The organism is Nostoc sp. (assembly GCF_036917435.1).
Taxonomy (GTDB): domain Bacteria; phylum Cyanobacteriota; class Cyanobacteriia; order Cyanobacteriales; family Nostocaceae; genus Nostoc.
The window spans coordinates 127,937-143,959 of the sequence record NZ_JBALDM010000022.1 but is presented as its reverse complement, the minus strand read 5'-3'; the positions used below and the strand labels follow the sequence as shown (position 1 = coordinate 143,959).

Genomic DNA, 16,023 nt, shown 5'->3' with positions numbered 1-16,023 from the left:
ATGTGAGTAGGTGAAAGAGGCGCTAATCGTAATTTTGACGGTGGTTATGGGATTGTTTGTGGTAGTCGAAATCGGACTGCGATCGCTCTTTGGCTTCGGTAATCCCCTAGTTTACATTGGCGATGAGCAAATTGGTTATTTATTGGCTCCTAACCAGCGTACCCGTCGTTTTGGTAATCGCATTGAAATTAATCAGTATTCCATGCGAGGTAGTCCGATCGATAAGATACCTGCACCTTCTGGGCTGCGAGTTTTGCTGTTAGGGGATTCTATTGCTAATGGTGGTTGGTGGACAGATCAGACTAATACAATATCCGCGATGATGATGCGTTCTTTGACATCATCAACTCATAGTAATTATCAGGAAGTAGAAGTATTAAATGCTTCAGCTAACTCTTGGGGGCCAAGGAACGAGTTAGCTTATTTAGAGAAGTTTGGTAATTTCAACGCGCAAGCTGTAGTGTTATTAATTAATACCGATGACTTATTTGCTACCCCTCCCACTTCTTTACCCGTAGGACGCGATCGCAACTATCCCGATAGTAAACCTCCCTTAGCCTTAGTGGAAGTATGGCAACGTTATATCGCCAAGCAGAAGGTAATTCCCGAAATGAAAGCAGTGCAGAATGAAGCAGGCGATCGCGTGGGGATTAATTTGGAGGCGATCGGGAAAATTCAAGCCTTGACTCGCCAAAGCAACAGCCAATTTTTACTAGTTATGACTCCCTTACTGCGAGAAATCGGTGAACCAGGCCCCCGCGATTACGAAATTAAAGCCCGCCAGCGCTTGAACGACTTTACCAAGACTCAGCAAATTGACTATATAGACTTTTTACCGATATTCAATTCAGCTACCAAGCCCCAAGCTTTGTATCACGATCATATTCACCTCAATTTACAAGGAAATAAATTTGTTAGTGAAGTTATGGAGCGATCGCTCTTGCAAAGACTGGGGGAGATACCATTTACTCACAGCTACTAAAGTCGTTAACTATACCCTAAAAAAGGTTTGTAGTAAGCGATAAGTCGCTGATGAAAAGTAAAATACCCGACTTTTCAAATAAATCGGGAATGCTGGACATCGTAAATTTTCGTTAATTTTGCACCAATTGATAGCTTGTATTAGACAGCAAATTTGTCTAACTTTGTTCTTGTGGAACTTGCGCTATCTGTGCTGTCAACTTCTCTTTATCCTGCCTGCGTTTTTTGGCATAAAGTTGAATGGTTACTGCCATGAAAATAATCATGGCAAAAATAGCCCAGGCAGCGATATCTGTAGGTAAATTATTCTTAAATACAGCCAGTAATACGATCGCTACTAACATAACTGTGGGTGCTTCATTTAAAGCACGTAATTGCTGACTATTCCAGCCACATTCATCTACTGCTAACTTCTTCATAAGTCGAGCGCAGTAATGATGATAGCCAATTAAAATGGCAACGAACAGCAGTTTAATATGTAACCAGCCCTCTTTTAAAATATCCGGCTCAGTGCTTAATAAACCGATAGCCATTGCGATCGTCACATACATTCCTGGGTTCGTGATGATGTAGTAGAGACGCTTTTCCATAATTTGATACTGATTTTTCAGTATCGTTCGCGCTGGTTCCGGTTCAACGTTCGCTTCAACGTGATAGATGAAAAGGCGTACTAGGTAGAACAAACCAGCGAACCAAACGACAAATCCGACAATATGAAATGCTTTAAACCATGAATAAGCCATGAATACTAATCCCCTTTACTTGTGGTTGTAAGCCATTTTTGGTGGTGATAAAAAGTTCACTTGACTTTTATAATATCGATTTTTGCCAAAAGTATATTCTCAATGAGTATCTTTACGACGCACAAAGGGTAAAAGGTCTTCTAAAATAACTTCGTGGTAATGTTCTTGAGGATAATGCCCGACGTTATTAAGTTTGATTAATTCAGCATTTGGTGCAGTATCTTTAAAGTTTTGGGCAATGTCTAGAGATAACCAAGGGTCAATCATTCCCCATTGAATCAGAATTGGCTGTTGCCATTCTTTAAAGCCAGATTGTATTTCTGTCATTGCTGAATCAAGCTGTAAATTACGAATGCTTGATAAAAGGCTCCGCCCAGATGACGAAGTTTGCAAAAATGGTTTTCGATAAATATCTAAATCCTTGTCTCCGATCCGATAACGGCTACCACCCTCTAGCGTCCGATCAACTAATAGGGGGTCTTGGGTCATTACTTCACCTGCCAAAGGTAAACCCATTTGTTTAATTTTCCAAGGTAATTTGGCAGCAGTTGATATTGGTGTATTTAGGATAGCTAAATTGGCAATTTGTTCTGGATGACGCAAGGCATATTGTAACCCTACAGAACCTAAAAAGCCTTGGACAACTAAAGAAAAATATTCAAGTTCTAGTGCTTTGATAAATCCTTCTAAAGCTGTGATAAAAGCATCCGGTGTGTAAGCAAAATCTCGTTTTTCTGGTTTTGCAGAAAAGCCGTAACCAATCCAATCTGGAGCGATCGCTCTTGTCCCTTGATTGGCTAAAGCAGGTATAATATTACGCCAGCTATAACTTTGTGAAACCAAGCCGTGTAGCAATAACACAGGCGCTAAATCAGTTCTGCCGATTGGTGAAGATTCTCGATAAAACCATTCTAGTGAATCTACACTAATTTTATTTTCTGTTATTGACACGCTATATTCCTATGGATTCGGACATTGGGCATTGGGCATTGGGCATTGGGCATTGGGCATTGGGGATGGGGCATTGGGCATTGGGCATTGGTTATTGAGGATACTTCAAGTCAAGACTTAGGCAAAAAATAGCTCAAACCTCAATTTTCCGGTAGAGGCAATTCATGTATTGCCCCTACCGCATTTAGTTCTGCGTGAGTCCTAAAAGTAAAACTATTTTCAGACTTTTTTGATCTAGCTAAGATTAAGCTTTAATAATCTTTACAAATTACACCAAACGTTAACTAAATGAAGTAATTCTAATTGCTTCATCAAGCAATTAGAATTACTTCAAGTTTTGAGCAAATTTATTTTTGCAAGAGATTTGATTAAAACTGCTGCAAAAATCGCAAATCGCTAGCATATAACCGACGAATATCATCAATTTGATGTAACACCATTGCAAAGCGTTCTACACCAAAACCGGCAGCAAACCCAGTATAAATTTCTGGATCGTAACCCACAGACTTAAGTACATTTGGATCGACCATACCACAGCCCATCACCTCCAACCAGCGCCCATTCCACTGCAAATCCACCTCAGCCGATGGTTCGGTAAAGGGGAAATAACTGGCACGGAAGCGAATAGGTAAATCGCCAAATACTGCTTGTAAAAATACTTTAATTGTGCCCTTGAGGTCTGTAAAAGTTAGTCCCTCATCAATAGCTAAAAGTTCTATTTGATGGAAAACAGCCGAGTGAGTTGCATCTACATTATCTCGCCGATAAACTCGCCCTGGAGAGACAATACGAATAGGTGGTTCTTCTCTTTCCATGTAACGAATTTGCACTGACGAGGTTTGAGTGCGGAGAAGATTACCGTCTGGCAGGTAGAAGGTATCCTGCATATCACGGGCGGGGTGATCGGGCGGAGTATTGAGAGCTTCAAAATTATAATAATCTGTTTCCATCTCTGGCCCTTGAGCCACGGTGTAGCCCATACCAACAAAGATATCAAGCACTCGGTCAATAATACCGTTGAGGGGATGAATCCGACCTTGAGGGCTATAAATTCCGGGCATAGTTACATCCAGAGTTTCCGCCTCTAGCTGTACCTGAATTTGCGCGGCTTCCAGGGCAGTGCGTTGCTGATCTAGACTAGTTTGCAGAGATTCTTTAACTGTATTGGCGATCGCTCCAATTTTCGGCCGTTCCTCTGCACTCATTTGCCCCATACTTCGCAACAGTGCCCCCAGTTCCCCTTTTTTACCCAGATAATTAACTCTGAGTTCTTCTAGACGTTCTAGGGTGTCGGCGGCTGCGATCGCTTTTTCTCCTTCCTGCCGCAGTGCTAAAAGTTGAGCTTCTAAATTGCTAGTCATTAGTTATTAGTCATTGGTCATTAGTCATTAGTCTATAGTCAAAAGCTGTGAACTGCTCGATAAATCGGCTTTAGAGATAAGAGGCAAACTTGTGCCACGCGTACTAGGGAGTATAAATGTTTTTTTGCTGCTTGTGACCTCAGACATTGACAAATGGCTAATAACAAATAACTAATAACTAATAACTAATGACCAATGACCAATGACCAATGACCAATGACCAATAACTATGAAATTACTAATTAGTAACGACGACGGCGTTTCTGCCTTGGGGATTCGCACCCTAGCGAACTACTTGGCAGAGGCAGGTCATGATGTTAGTGTAGTTTGTCCAGATCGAGAGCGATCGGCAACTGGACATGGATTAACTCTTCACCAACCCATTCGCGCTGAAATTGTGGAGTCAATTTTTCATCCTGCTATCAAAGCTTGGGCTTGCGATGGCACACCTTCAGATTGCGTCAAATTGGCACTGTGGGCTTTGCTAGATACTCCTCCTGATTTGGTTCTCTCCGGCATTAATCAAGGTGCAAATTTGGGAACTGAAATTTTGTATTCCGGCACTGTTTCGGCGGCAATGGAAGGTCTAATTGAAGGAATTCCTAGCGTAGCCCTAAGTCTTATTAGTCACACATCTAAAGATTTTCAACCTGCTGCTAAGTTTGCCAAAATTCTCGTAGACCAGTTAGCGCAAAAACCTTTACCAGATTTAATGTTGCTCAATGTCAATATTCCTGCTGTGAAGTGGGAAGAAATTGCCGGTGTTACTCTTACCCGCCAAGGAATACGGCGTTACATTGATGTGTTTGATAAACGAGTCGATCCTCGTGGAAAGACGTACTACTGGTTAACCGGAGAAGTAATTGAGGATGTGGAACCGCCAACTGGATTAAACCTGCCTCAAAATGTACCGACAGACGTACAGGTTGTACGCAAAAACCACATCAGTATTACACCGTTACAATACAATCTCACTTACGCAACTGGATTAGATAAATTATCTGAGTGGGAATTCAATTTTCAATAAATCATTTGATTTATCAGGACAAAATTGGGGTTATGCAAATGCATCTGAGAAAAATGTAGGCTATAACGTAGGGGCACTCTTGAAATAACCGATACACATTTACCCCAAAACCTAGAAAATTTTACCTGATTGTATTTTATTCACAGTTACACAATCAGCCACAAACAGGGTATGCTGTTTTACCAAGAAATCCTCCCTCTACCAACATTGGTGAGACAGCATAAACTTAGACAAAATAAGTAACATTTTTTTCAATTATCGCCCGCTCAGTCCAGCAAGCAACACCTATGTCTAGGATAGAGAATCAATTTACCGTACAATTTTGGGGCGTTCGCGGCAGCATCCCCAGTCCAGGGCCACACACTGTTCGTTACGGCGGTAATACCCCTTGCATATCAATGCAAGCGGGCGATAAACGCTTAATTTTCGATGCTGGCACAGGACTACATGTTTTGGGGCAATCTTTGTTGCGCCAAATGCCGTTAGAAGCTCACATATTTTTTACCCATTCTCACTGGGATCACATGCAGGGTTTTCCCTTCTTTAGCCCAGGGTTTGTCAAGGGAAATGACTTTCATATCTACGGCGCGATCGCACCTGATGGTTCTACCATAGAACAGCGCCTCAACGATCAAATGTTGCACCCGAATTTTCCCGTACCCTTGCAGATTATGCAAGCCAATTTAAATTTCTACGACATTCGACCGGGACAACCAATCAACATTGATGAAGTTACTGTAGAAACAGCACCTTTAAACCATCCAGGTGAAGCCATAGGATACCGCGTCAACTGGCGTGGTGGTGCTGCTGCTTATATTACCGATACCGAACATTTTCCCGATCGACTTGATGACAACGTGCTGTGGCTAGCTCGTAATGCCGACATCTTAATTTACGATTCTACCTACACAGACGAAGAATATCATTCGCCAAAATCCCCAAGAATTGGCTGGGGACATTCTACCTGGCAAGAAGCTGTGAAATTGGCACAAGCCGCTAATGTCAAAACTCTGGTGATTTACCACCATGACCCCGCACACGATGATGACTTTTTGGATGTTGTCGGGAAACAGGCCGCTGAGAAATTTCCTGGTGCGATCATGGCACGGGAAGGATTGATACTTCAGATTCCCACCTCAGTAGCCTTATCAGAATCTTTTCCTGTTAGTAAGTTTTCTTCCTAAAGATTGCGATCGCAGGAACTGGAGATTTTAGATTAGATTGGTGATCAGAAGCTTTCAGCGCGAGAGCGTACCTTGTAGGTTGTACTGTGAGACAGCGCTGCCCAGAGTTGTCACGCCAACCACAAGATCAGCGCGACAACAGGAGGACAAAGTTTATAGATTCACAACCCCAGACATCCACAGAGGCTATCCATTGCATCTCAACGGAGGGTTAAAAGCTGATTGCAGTCTCAACAAGGAACTAGAGCCTTTTTAGCTCTGGTATTTGGGGTTATCTGGAATTAGCAATTAGCAGTCAACCAATTTTGGATTTTAGATTTTGGATGGAAACAGACCACTTTCTTTGTCCCGCTAAGAAATTCGGGTACTTTGGCTCTGAGAATTTTGGATTTGTTCTGTCATCACGTGGCGGGATATGAACCAAAAAATCTAAAATCTAAAATTCTTATATCATCTGGAGCTACTTTCCGTGGGTTAGGCTTTTGGCTGATAGTTAAAAGAGGTGGCATAACACCCTGACCGATCGCACAAGACCTCAAATGCAGTTTGTGAATGTCCTCCTCAAGGCGGTTTACCATAAGGTAGCTTCCTGCTGATAGCTAAAATAAACCTAAAATCTCAGAATCCACGTGCTAAATTTGTCTCAAAATGGGTGTTCTGTGTGGGTTGCTTCTTCAAGCGTTGGGCTGCTAACGCCGACTGCTGTTGCCCTTGGCAAGTTTGATGGTGTTCATCTTGGTCATCAAAGGGTAATTCAACCAGTCTTGCACCGTAGCGATCGCTTGTCAGTAGCTAGTAGTCCCCAGTCAAAGGAAAATCAACAACTGACAAATCAAGAAGAATATATTTATTCAACAGTTGTCACCTTTGACCCCCACCCACAGGAGTTTTTCACGGGGCAACCCCGGACTTTGTTAACACCACTGGATGAAAAAGTCCAACAATTGCGATCGCTTGGGGTAGAGCAACTGGTATTACTACCCTTTGATAAAGAATTATCTGCTTTGACCCCCGAAGAATTCGTCCAAAAAATTCTCGTGGAGCAACTGCGATGCCAGCAAATTAGCATCGGGCAGGATTTTTGTTTTGGCGAAAAGCGCAGTGGTACTGCTAAAGACTTGCAATTAATTGCCGCCAAACATAATATCCCCGTTACCATCGTTCCCTTACAAACTTATACAGGTGACTCACCTACAGAAAGTAGCTGCGTCAGTACTACTCAAACTCAAGATGCCCGCATTAGCACTTCATTGATCCGCCAAACCCTTGAGCAAGGCGACATCGAAAACGCAAATCTACTACTAGGTCGCCCTTACACTCTTTTTGGTGTTGTCGTTCAAGGTCAACAATTAGGCAGAACGATTGGCTTCCCTACCGCCAACCTTCAACTACCAAAAGAAAAGTTTTTGCCCCGTCAAGGAGTTTACGCCGTCCGTGTTTTTACTTTCAGTGAAACATCAGATGCTGCTCTTAGTGAAACCTTGGGAGTAATGAACATCGGCAACCGCCCAACAGTAAATGGTACTTATTCATCTGCGGAAGTACATTTATTCGATTGGTCTGGTGATTTGTATGGCAAAAAACTGGCTGTAGAAATAGTTAAATTTTTGCGCCCCGAACAAAAATTTCCTTCTCTAGAAGCCCTGAAAACACAAATTCAACTTGACTGCGTTGTTGCTAAAGAAGTTTTGAGTGTTGAGTGCTGAGTGCTGAGTGGGAACAATGTATCTAGGGGAATTGGGGATTGGGCATTGGGCATTGGGCATTGGGAATTGTGAGGAAAGAATTCTCATAACTCCCATTCCCCACTCCCCACTCCCCACTCCCCACTCCCCACGCCCCACTCCCCACTCCCTACTCCCCACCCTGCATGAGAGAAAAAATTGACGCTTTAACACAAAATCTGGCTCTTACCATCGTTGGTAAAGCTGAGGCAATACGTTTAGTGCTAGTAGCGTTGCTAGGCGGTGGTCATGCCCTTTTAGAAGATGTCCCTGGTGTTGGTAAAACCCTGCTCGCTAAATCTTTAGCTCGTTCGCTGGATGGCAAGTTTCAACGGCTACAATGTACTCCTGATTTATTACCAACTGACATCACTGGTACCAATATCTGGAACCCAAAAAGCGGTGAATTTACTTTTCTTCCTGGGCCAGTCTTTGCCAATATCCTGCTAGCTGACGAAATTAACCGCGCTACACCCCGCACTCAGTCAGCTTTGCTGGAAGTGATGGAAGAACATCAGGTAACGGTCGATGGTGTCTCTCGTCCAGTTCCCCAACCCTTTTTTGTCATTGCTACTCAAAACCCTGTCGAGTATCAAGGTACTTTTCCTCTGCCGGAAGCGCAAATGGATCGGTTCATGTTGTCGCTAAGTTTGGGCTATCCTTCAGAGGCAGAAGAACTCCTGATGTTGCAAAATCTTCAAAATGGTGTGAAAGTTGCTGATTTACAGCCCTGTATTACCTTGGCAGAAGTAAAGGAATTGCGTTACATCTGTTCTCAAGTAAAAGTGACAACTTCCTTGCAACAGTACATCCTCGAATTGGTGCGGGCAACACGCCAAGATGAGGAAATTTCTCTTGGTGTAAGTCCGCGTGGCACATTAGCATTACAACGGGCTGCCCAAGCGCTAGCTTTTCTATTAGAGCGTGATTATGTCATTCCCGATGATGTGAAGTTTCTCGTACCTCATGTTCTTTGCCATCGCCTTATTCCTAGAGGAGGACGGAATGCAAGAACTGTTGTTGAGCGATTATTGCGATCGGTTTCTATTCCTTAATGTAAAAAAGTTAGATAACGGTTGTTGCTCAATTTTGGTCAAATTGCTTTTTCTTGAAATACCACTAAGGAACAAGAATTAAATAACATACAGCTTATGTCCGGGCCTTACCTCACCCTCAATCCCTCTCCTTATAAAGGAGAGGGAAGCTAGAGATAAGATGAAGTTTTGCATTTTATTTAATCCACGTTCCTAGCAGAATCTGAAATCCAATCAACCCTGTACTAAAGTCAGGGATAAACTTAAATTCTCCTATCTTGCTTGGATTTCAAATGTTTCGTGGTACAGGCTCGAATTTGAAACTGTTCTAATATTTCAATATGACTAGGTTGAGACTAGATTACTGAGACTATGGGGTTCTATGATTCATGTCTGCTTCAAGATTCAGTAGTTATCTTTTCTAATTGAGTTGCTACTGGTTTTGAACGCTGTTGTTGATAAAAGTACACAACTTTTTTCACATAATCAGCAGTGAAACCTTTGTCACACCCTGTATAGTTACCAGTCATCCACCAACAAGCTGCGCCACGCACAGATGCAATTTCATTATTGTTGGTGGCGCGGAACTGATTGGTTAACTCCCGGCGGGTAATGCAAGAGACAACTTGACGAGCGATCGCTGGACTGTTTTCAAATTGTGTCGGTGTTAATTCTCGTTTGAGACAAGTTCTTGACCAGCCTTTGAGGGTTTCTGGTTTAACTTGCCATTCACTATAATATCCATCGTTGGGATTTTTTGTCTGCGGTGCAGCTTGTCGCAACGCTTCTACCATCGCCGCAACTTGGGCATCAGAAACCCGTACAGGCTGCTGTGATTGAGCTAATAAGGGGAATAGTCCGAAGGTGACAATAACTCCGTTGAGTAGTAATTTTATGGGGTTTTTTATCATGAATTTGGAATTATTTTAGATATCATGAGGTATCTTATTATATTTTTACTATGCGAATAGCTATACTCTAGTCCTTTCAAGGTGGATAAAAATTTTGGTCAATAAACTCCTCCTTAAACTCTTTACTCTGTGTCGCGCCAGTTGCTTCAAGTCGGGGAACCCGCCCAACGCACTGGCTTCTCTGCGCCTCTGTGGTGAAATAAATTACTTGTGAACCGCAGAGGCACAGAGAACGCTGAGAAAAACAATAGATTTTATGAGTCATTTGGAAAGGGCTAGTTCATCCTCTCAGCTATTGACTAAATTTTCTATGGTATCGGCATCATTTGGTAATGCTGCTGTTAAAACTTCGCTGCCTTCTGTTGTAACTAAAACATCATCTTCGATGCGGATTCCGCGCACATCGGCAAAGTCAGGTAAACGCTGCCAATTCACTACATTCTGATATTTTGAGCGAATATTCGCATCATTTAAAATTGCTGGTACTTGATAAAAACCAGGTTCAATTGTAACTAGCATTCCTGGACGCAGGGGACGATTTAAACGCAGGTAGCCTAAGCCAAAGCGATCGCTCCTAGAACGTCCCTCTTCATACCCAGCTATATCCCCCAAGTCTTCCATATCATGGACATCTAAACCCAGTAGATGACCAATACCATGAGGGAAAAATAGCGCGTGGGCATCTATTTCTACTAAATCTTGAGGATTTCCTTGTAAAATCCCTAACTCTACTAAACCTTCAGCTATAACCGTCGCAGCTAGTAGATGAATATTTTCATACTCTACACCAGGCTGTATTTTGGCAATGCAAGCATCATGAGCCGCCAACACTACATTATAAATATCTCTCTGGGTAGATGAAAACTTACCGGAAACTGGCCAAGTACGAGTTACATCGCCTGCCCAACCCATCTCAGTTTCAGCACCAACATCGGCAAGCAGTAAGTCACCTGCTTGTAGAGGGTGGTGATAGTGTTCGTTATGCAAAACTTCACCGTGAACGGTGACAATACTGTTGTAGGAAGTTGTCATGTTATGGGCAATAATTACCCCTTCCATTGCTGCGCGAACTTCTGCTTCTCGCTTGGCTTGAGGTGTTGCTGCCATCCCAGCTTTGTGTGCTTGAACAGTGACAGCAGCAGCTTTTCGCAACTCGATTAATGCAGCTTCATCGTGGGTGAGGCGGATAGAAGCGATCGCTTTAGCTAAGTCTAAATCAATTCCTTGGGGAGGACTTTGGGGTAAAACCCATCTATTTAATAGTTGCGATTGTTGCGTCCATGTTGCTGCATCTTGTACGGCAAGTGTGACGGCATCTTCTAACCAAGACTCTAATTCTGCCATTGGTCTAGCCACATCTGCCCCAATCTTCTGGGCTATTTCATTGCGTGTTGGTGTTTCTCCATGCCAAAGGGCGCTGCTGGGTGATGGATCGTCGATAAATAGTTCTAGCCTGCCGGCTTCTAAACGAATTGCTGCATTTGATAATGGTAGTCCGGCAAAATAGAGGAAATGACTATTAGCGCGAAACGGAAAAGTATTTGCCAGAAAGTTGCGGGGACTGTTGCTACCTGACCAAAGAATTACGGGAAAATCAATGAGATTGGCTAGTTGTTGCCGTCGCAGGCGTAAAGTATCGACGAGGGAAGTAGAAGTTTGTTGGATAAGCATAAATAGAAACTCAAGGTTATTTAGTCGTTATCATCTTTGTCGTCGTGTTTATCATCTTTGCGATCGCTATCTTTGTCATCACGATCTTTGTCCTTCTGCTTTACCTGCTTAGGTTGTTGGGTAGGTTGGATGACTGGTTTTTGTTGCTCAGTTGGAGTAGATGGTTCTGGTACCTCAACAACACAACTAGCTAATCCTCCAGAAATTAGCGCTAAGTTGACAGTAGCAAAGATGCTTCTGAAGATTTTTATCATCATCCTAGTTTTTGGAGATTATATTCCTAAAGAATAAGAATTAAATAACATACAGTTTATATCTCTGGCTTACCTCACCCTCAATCCCTCTCCTTATAAAGGAGAGGGAAGCTAGAGACAGGATAAAGTACATTTTATTTAATCCACGTTCCTAATTTATCAGGTACTGTATATGGCGATTCTTATTTGGATGTTGTAACAGACGGGTGTTCAGATCCCCGACTTCTTAAAGAAGTCGGGGATCTGGTGTCCCCTCAGACTAAATAGAGGCATAAATCTTTAACCTATTCCTGATAAGTATATTGCTGTCTAATTTTCAAGGTGATTCTAATGGGACAAATCATTACTCAAGTTGATGCTTTCACCAATAGACCTTTCGCGGGAAATCCTGCTGCTGTCTGTGTTTTGTCTACTCACCAAAATGAACGCTGGATGCAGAATGTGGCACAGGAGATGAATTTATCTGAGACGGCTTTTCTAGTTAGACAGGATGATGGTTTCAATCTGCGTTGGTTTACGCCCACGCTGGAAGTACCGCTTTGTGGTCATGCAACTTTAGCTAGCGCCCATGTACTTTGGTCAGAAGGGCATTTATCACCTGATGAAGTTGCGCGTTTTTATACTAAAAGCGGAGTGCTGATTGCTAAGTTGCAAGGTGAGTGGATTGAGTTAGATTTTCCTGTGAATCATTCAAAAGAAACAATCGCCCCGCGAGAACTCAAACAAGCTTTGGGTGTACCTTACAAATCTGTTTTTTTAAATTCTCTTGGCTATTTAGTGGAATTAGAATCTGAAGATTTGGTGCGGCAAATACAGCCAAATTTTCAAAATTTGAAAATGTTGCCTATTTCTGAGATCATTGTCACTAGTCTTACCGACTCTGATTCTGAATATGATTTCGTCTCTCGCTTTTTTGCACCGGGTTTAGGGATTGATGAAGATCCTGTGACTGGTGCGGCTCATTGTTGTCTTGCTCCTTTTTGGCGCGATCACTTAAACAAAGATGATCTGTTGGCTTATCAAGCATCCCAGCGCGGTGGAGTGGTAAAAGTCTGCTATACCGGAGGCGATCGCGTTTTTCTCGCTGGACAAGCGGTAACTGTGATGCGAGGTGAGTTAATTACCGCAGAAACCTAATATTACAAATCAATGTGAAATGCTATTGTCAGGCGAAGCTCAGAACCCCGACTTCTTAAAAAAGTCGGGGTTCTTGTTGTTCACGAATGATTTAGGATTGCTGTATATGTGAGTGAACAAATCTAATATTTAGTTTTATGCCTACTAAAAATATAAATAATCGAAATCTGCTTGCATCTAGTGACTGGCCAATCGAGCAATTACCTGGACTGAGCTATGACGAACAATCACAACTGCAAAATTGTGGGATTAATACCACAGTAGCCCTAGTTAAACAAGGCAAGACTCTAGAGGCACGACTGGCGTTAGCAAATAAATTACAGATTCATCTTCAGTATGTAAATAAATGGATGGCTTTAGCTGACTTGGCACGTATTCCTAGCGTAGGTGTAGAATATTGTGGTTTATTGCTTCACGCAGGTATCTGTTCTGTAACCCAGTTGGCAGAGACACCCACTCACAGATTGCACCGACAAATCATGCGCTTGCAAGTAGCAACAATGCAGCGACGAGATTTATGTCCAGCGATCGAGCTAGTACAACAGTGGAGTCAGCAAGCGAAAATAGTGCTGAGTGCTGAGTAATGAGTAATGAGTAGTGAGTAATGAGTAATGAGTAATGCCCAATGCCCAATGCCCAATGCCCAATTCCTCACTCTTTAACCAAGACACCATTGAGAAAGATATCAGCAAGTCCTTCAGCCATTTCCTGCATTTGTTGGGGGGAAGCGTCAGGTTCGATAAGGGTGTTGTTAGAAAAACCTGCGATCGCAAACATTCCTAAGAAAACTTTAGCAACTAGCTTTGCATCAGTTTGGCGATAAATGCCTTTATCCATCGCTGTTTGGAAAAATGCTTCGCCGACATCGGTCATTTTGGTAATCACTTCTAATTGAATGCGATCGCGCAAATCGGGGTGAAACTGCACCTCCATAAAACAAACGCGCATCAAATCAGCATTTTTTTGAAAGTTCCACATCCGGCGACGCATCACCTGAGCTATGGCTTTATAGCTGCCCATTTCACTTAATTCTGTCAATAAATCGGTTAAAATCTCTACCCAGCCATTCGTAGCTACTTCCACTAAAATTGCTTTTTTATTGGGAAAATGACGAAATAACGTACCTTCAGCTACACCTGCCGCCTGCGCTAAATCACGGGTGGTAGTGCCGTCAAATCCCTGAGAGGCGAACAATCGTTGTGCAGCCTGTAAAATCCGGGTGCGTGTCTGAGCCTCTGAGGGTGGGGAAGAATTAAAAACTCGCATAACAGTTATTGTGATATTTGCGGAACACGATTTGTAGCATTATTGTCTAACGTCAAGTCAAAAAGCTCAACAAGCCTAATACAACATTAACGTCGTTTTGCTAAGTATCCTGTTTCTCAGGTAGTGTAACTTTATCTTAATTTTTGCTTATGAACCAGATCAGTCGGTCAATTTTGGATTTATTACGGCGGTTGTTTGTGACTTTGTTGGCTTTGATCGTTTTCTGGTGGGGATTATTACCAGAAATTGCTCTAGCTCAAACTCAAACAGCACCTCCTCAAGAAGCCAAAACTCAAACTTCACCAGTTCAAAGTTCAATCCAACCTTATCTAGATCGAGTTATTAAACAGTTAACGGAGTTTCGCCTTGATAATGGTCTAAAATTCCTTGTCTTGGAACGACATCAAGCGCCTGTGGTTTCCTTTCTTACTTATGCAAATGTGGGTGGTGTAGATGAACAAGATGGTAAAACCGGTGTAGCTCACTTTTTAGAACATTTGGCGTTTAAAGGTACAACGCGCATCGGTACACAAGATTACAAAGCAGAAAAACCTCTGCTAGATAAATTGCAACAGTTAGATACTCAAATTAAAACAGCAAAAGCCAATGGGAAAAAAGACGAAGTTACTCGGTTAGAAGCTGAATTTAAACAAGTAGAATCACAAGCAGGTAAGCTTGTCAAGCAAAACGAATTGGGGCAAATTGTCGAACAAGCTGGAGGTGTGGGTTTAAATGCCAATACTTCAACCGAAGCTACTCGTTATTTTTACAGCTTTCCTGCCAATAAGCTGGAACTTTGGATGTCGTTGGAGTCGGAACGATTTCTCGATCCGGTAATTAGTCGTGAGTTTTATAAAGAGAAAGATGTAATTTTAGAAGAACGACGGATGCGGGTGGAGAATTCACCCATTGGACAAATGCTAGAAAAATTTATCGGTACTGCTTACAAAGTGCATCCCTACAAGCGTCCAGTAATTGGTTATGACCAAGATATCCGCAATTTAACACCAGATGATGTCCAAAATTTCTTTGATACTCACTATGTACCAAGTAATTTAGCGATCGCAATTGTCGGAGATGTGAACCCGACTGAGGTGAAAAAACTAGCGCAAACTTATTTTGGCCGCTATAAAGCAAAAACCAAAGCTGTTGAACAAATCCCGGTGGAACCGCCACAAAAACAAACACGGGAAGTTACTGTACAACTACCTACTCAACCTTGGTATTTAGAAGGTTATCATCGTCCGGCAATTACTCATCCAGATAATGCAGTCTATGAAATCATTGGCAGTTTATTAAGTGATGGGCGCACGTCGCGGTTATATAAGTCTTTGGTAGAAAAACAGCGTTTGGCGCTAAATGCTCAAGGTTACAGTGGATTTCCTGGAGATAAGTACCCAAACTTGATGTTTTTCTATGCTCTCACGGCTCCTGGTCATACAGTTGATGAAGTGGCGGTGGCTTTGCGCCAAGAGATTGACAAATTAAAAACGGAGCCTGTCGCGGCGGTTGATTTGGAACGGGTGAAAACTCAAGCACGGGCGGGTTTGTTGCGTACCCTCGATTCAAATATGGGGATGGCTCAACAATTGTTGGAATATGAGGTGAAAACTGGCTCTTGGCGGAATTTGTTTAAGCAGTTGGATGATATTTCGGCGGTGACGACGGCTGATATTGGGCGAGTGGCGAAGGAGACTTTTACGCCGGGGAATCGCACGATTGGGAAGTTGTTGTCGAAGGAAGGATAAGAGGAACGAACCGCCAAGTCGCCAAGGGCGC

At 42.7% G+C, this 16,023-nt stretch carries 18 protein-coding genes; 8 read left to right on the top strand and 10 right to left on the bottom strand.

Annotated features, from left to right (window positions below):
• Nucleotides 1–10 precede the first annotated feature (10 nt).
• Nucleotides 11–982 carry an SGNH/GDSL hydrolase family protein gene (locus V7K98_RS09185; protein WP_335020942.1) on the top strand — a complete coding sequence of 324 codons (972 nt, stop codon included), beginning with the start codon at nucleotides 11–13 and terminating at the stop codon, nucleotides 980–982.
• A 157-nt stretch (nucleotides 983–1,139) separates the two neighbouring features.
• On the opposite strand, the gene hemJ is transcribed toward V7K98_RS09185, so the two are convergent.
• From hemJ to pheS, 3 genes are all read right to left on the bottom strand, one after another.
• A complete protein-coding gene (gene hemJ / locus V7K98_RS09180) occupies nucleotides 1,140–1,724 on the bottom strand; it encodes a protoporphyrinogen oxidase HemJ (RefSeq protein ID WP_335020940.1) in 585 nt (194 codons plus the stop codon).
• Between the two features lie 99 nt (nucleotides 1,725–1,823).
• Nucleotides 1,824–2,675 (bottom strand): alpha/beta fold hydrolase, encoded by an 852-nt coding sequence (locus V7K98_RS09175; protein ID WP_335020938.1) that lies wholly within the window; start codon nucleotides 2,673–2,675, stop codon nucleotides 1,824–1,826.
• A 368-nt stretch (nucleotides 2,676–3,043) separates the two neighbouring features.
• The gene (gene pheS / locus V7K98_RS09170; RefSeq protein WP_335020936.1) at nucleotides 3,044–4,036 is read right to left on the bottom strand and encodes a phenylalanine--tRNA ligase subunit alpha; all 993 of its coding nucleotides are present in this window, start codon (nucleotides 4,034–4,036) and stop codon (nucleotides 3,044–3,046) included.
• A 229-nt stretch (nucleotides 4,037–4,265) separates the two neighbouring features.
• On the opposite strand from pheS, the gene surE reads away from it, so the two are divergent.
• Together surE and V7K98_RS09160 are read left to right on the top strand one after the other, a co-directional pair.
• Nucleotides 4,266–5,063, top strand: coding sequence for a 5'/3'-nucleotidase SurE (gene surE / locus V7K98_RS09165; RefSeq protein WP_335020934.1), 798 nt, complete (start codon nucleotides 4,266–4,268; stop codon nucleotides 5,061–5,063).
• Nucleotides 5,064–5,350: 287 nt separating this feature from the next.
• Nucleotides 5,351–6,247: an MBL fold metallo-hydrolase gene (locus V7K98_RS09160; RefSeq protein WP_335020932.1), complete on the top strand. Its 897-nt coding sequence runs from the start codon at nucleotides 5,351–5,353 to the stop codon at nucleotides 6,245–6,247.
• 401 nt (nucleotides 6,248–6,648) lie between these two features.
• Here V7K98_RS09160 and V7K98_RS09155 read toward each other — a convergent pair whose 3' ends face one another.
• Nucleotides 6,649–6,825 carry a hypothetical protein gene (locus tag V7K98_RS09155; protein WP_335020930.1) on the bottom strand — a complete coding sequence of 59 codons (177 nt, stop codon included), beginning with the start codon at nucleotides 6,823–6,825 and terminating at the stop codon, nucleotides 6,649–6,651.
• Between the two features lie 51 nt (nucleotides 6,826–6,876).
• On the opposite strand from V7K98_RS09155, the gene V7K98_RS09150 reads away from it, so the two are divergent.
• Entirely contained in the window at nucleotides 6,877–7,953 is a 1,077-nt protein-coding gene (locus tag V7K98_RS09150) for a bifunctional riboflavin kinase/FAD synthetase (RefSeq protein ID WP_335020928.1), read from the top strand.
• Between the two features lie 22 nt (nucleotides 7,954–7,975).
• Here V7K98_RS09150 and V7K98_RS09145 read toward each other — a convergent pair whose 3' ends face one another.
• Nucleotides 7,976–8,098 carry a hypothetical protein gene (locus V7K98_RS09145; RefSeq protein WP_335020926.1) on the bottom strand — a complete coding sequence of 41 codons (123 nt, stop codon included), beginning with the start codon at nucleotides 8,096–8,098 and terminating at the stop codon, nucleotides 7,976–7,978.
• Nucleotides 8,099–8,117: 19 nt separating this feature from the next.
• On the opposite strand from V7K98_RS09145, the gene V7K98_RS09140 reads away from it, so the two are divergent.
• Nucleotides 8,118–9,026, top strand: a complete 909-nt coding sequence (locus V7K98_RS09140; RefSeq protein ID WP_335020924.1) for an AAA family ATPase — start codon at nucleotides 8,118–8,120, stop codon at nucleotides 9,024–9,026.
• A 377-nt stretch (nucleotides 9,027–9,403) separates the two neighbouring features.
• On the opposite strand, the gene V7K98_RS09135 is transcribed toward V7K98_RS09140, so the two are convergent.
• The 4 genes from V7K98_RS09135 to V7K98_RS09120 all read right to left on the bottom strand — a co-directional run bounded on the left by V7K98_RS09135 (nucleotide 9,404) and on the right by V7K98_RS09120 (nucleotide 11,844).
• A complete protein-coding gene (locus V7K98_RS09135) occupies nucleotides 9,404–9,916 on the bottom strand; it encodes a hypothetical protein (protein ID WP_335020922.1) in 513 nt (170 codons plus the stop codon).
• A gap of 76 nt (nucleotides 9,917–9,992) precedes the next feature.
• Nucleotides 9,993–10,181, bottom strand: a complete 189-nt coding sequence (locus V7K98_RS09130; protein WP_335020920.1) for a hypothetical protein — start codon at nucleotides 10,179–10,181, stop codon at nucleotides 9,993–9,995.
• Nucleotides 10,182–10,204: 23 nt separating this feature from the next.
• Complete coding sequence (locus V7K98_RS09125) at nucleotides 10,205–11,587, bottom strand: aminopeptidase P family protein (RefSeq protein WP_335020918.1); 1,383 nt, start codon at nucleotides 11,585–11,587, stop codon at nucleotides 10,205–10,207.
• A 20-nt stretch (nucleotides 11,588–11,607) separates the two neighbouring features.
• Complete coding sequence (locus tag V7K98_RS09120; RefSeq protein ID WP_335020916.1) at nucleotides 11,608–11,844, bottom strand: hypothetical protein; 237 nt, start codon at nucleotides 11,842–11,844, stop codon at nucleotides 11,608–11,610.
• A 327-nt stretch (nucleotides 11,845–12,171) separates the two neighbouring features.
• Here V7K98_RS09120 and V7K98_RS09115 point away from each other — a divergent pair, with 327 nt between their 5' ends.
• Nucleotides 12,172–12,978, top strand: a complete 807-nt coding sequence (locus tag V7K98_RS09115; protein WP_335020914.1) for a PhzF family phenazine biosynthesis protein — start codon at nucleotides 12,172–12,174, stop codon at nucleotides 12,976–12,978.
• Nucleotides 12,979–13,115: 137 nt separating this feature from the next.
• Nucleotides 13,116–13,562 carry a DUF4332 domain-containing protein gene (locus V7K98_RS09110; RefSeq protein WP_335020912.1) on the top strand — a complete coding sequence of 149 codons (447 nt, stop codon included), beginning with the start codon at nucleotides 13,116–13,118 and terminating at the stop codon, nucleotides 13,560–13,562.
• Nucleotides 13,563–13,629: 67 nt separating this feature from the next.
• Here V7K98_RS09110 and V7K98_RS09105 read toward each other — a convergent pair whose 3' ends face one another.
• Nucleotides 13,630–14,244 (bottom strand): TetR/AcrR family transcriptional regulator, encoded by a 615-nt coding sequence (locus V7K98_RS09105; RefSeq protein ID WP_335020910.1) that lies wholly within the window; start codon nucleotides 14,242–14,244, stop codon nucleotides 13,630–13,632.
• Between the two features lie 149 nt (nucleotides 14,245–14,393).
• Here V7K98_RS09105 and V7K98_RS09100 point away from each other — a divergent pair, with 149 nt between their 5' ends.
• Entirely contained in the window at nucleotides 14,394–15,992 is a 1,599-nt protein-coding gene (locus V7K98_RS09100) for a M16 family metallopeptidase (protein WP_335020908.1), read from the top strand.
• Nucleotides 15,993–16,023: the final 31 nt, after the last annotated feature.

What these genes read in the sequence shown, in the direction of transcription:
- V7K98_RS09120 (WP_335020916.1), bottom strand. Translation starts at nt 11,844, where the DNA reads ATGATGATAAAAATCTTCAGAAGCATCTTTGCTACTGTCAACTTAGCG.
- V7K98_RS09105 (WP_335020910.1), bottom strand. Translation starts at nt 14,244, where the DNA reads ATGCGAGTTTTTAATTCTTCCCCACCCTCAGAGGCTCAGACACGCACC.
- V7K98_RS09155 (WP_335020930.1), bottom strand. Translation starts at nt 6,825, where the DNA reads ATGGTAAACCGCCTTGAGGAGGACATTCACAAACTGCATTTGAGGTCT.
- V7K98_RS09115 (WP_335020914.1), top strand. Translation starts at nt 12,172, where the DNA reads ATGGGACAAATCATTACTCAAGTTGATGCTTTCACCAATAGACCTTTC.
- V7K98_RS09125 (WP_335020918.1), bottom strand. Translation starts at nt 11,587, where the DNA reads ATGCTTATCCAACAAACTTCTACTTCCCTCGTCGATACTTTACGCCTG.
- surE (WP_335020934.1), top strand. Translation starts at nt 4,266, where the DNA reads ATGAAATTACTAATTAGTAACGACGACGGCGTTTCTGCCTTGGGGATT.
- V7K98_RS09100 (WP_335020908.1), top strand. Translation starts at nt 14,394, where the DNA reads ATGAACCAGATCAGTCGGTCAATTTTGGATTTATTACGGCGGTTGTTT.
- hemJ (WP_335020940.1), bottom strand. Translation starts at nt 1,724, where the DNA reads ATGGCTTATTCATGGTTTAAAGCATTTCATATTGTCGGATTTGTCGTT.
- V7K98_RS09110 (WP_335020912.1), top strand. Translation starts at nt 13,116, where the DNA reads ATGCCTACTAAAAATATAAATAATCGAAATCTGCTTGCATCTAGTGAC.
- V7K98_RS09140 (WP_335020924.1), top strand. Translation starts at nt 8,118, where the DNA reads ATGAGAGAAAAAATTGACGCTTTAACACAAAATCTGGCTCTTACCATC.
- V7K98_RS09135 (WP_335020922.1), bottom strand. Translation starts at nt 9,916, where the DNA reads ATGATAAAAAACCCCATAAAATTACTACTCAACGGAGTTATTGTCACC.
- V7K98_RS09130 (WP_335020920.1), bottom strand. Translation starts at nt 10,181, where the DNA reads ATGACTCATAAAATCTATTGTTTTTCTCAGCGTTCTCTGTGCCTCTGC.
- pheS (WP_335020936.1), bottom strand. Translation starts at nt 4,036, where the DNA reads ATGACTAGCAATTTAGAAGCTCAACTTTTAGCACTGCGGCAGGAAGGA.
- V7K98_RS09160 (WP_335020932.1), top strand. Translation starts at nt 5,351, where the DNA reads ATGTCTAGGATAGAGAATCAATTTACCGTACAATTTTGGGGCGTTCGC.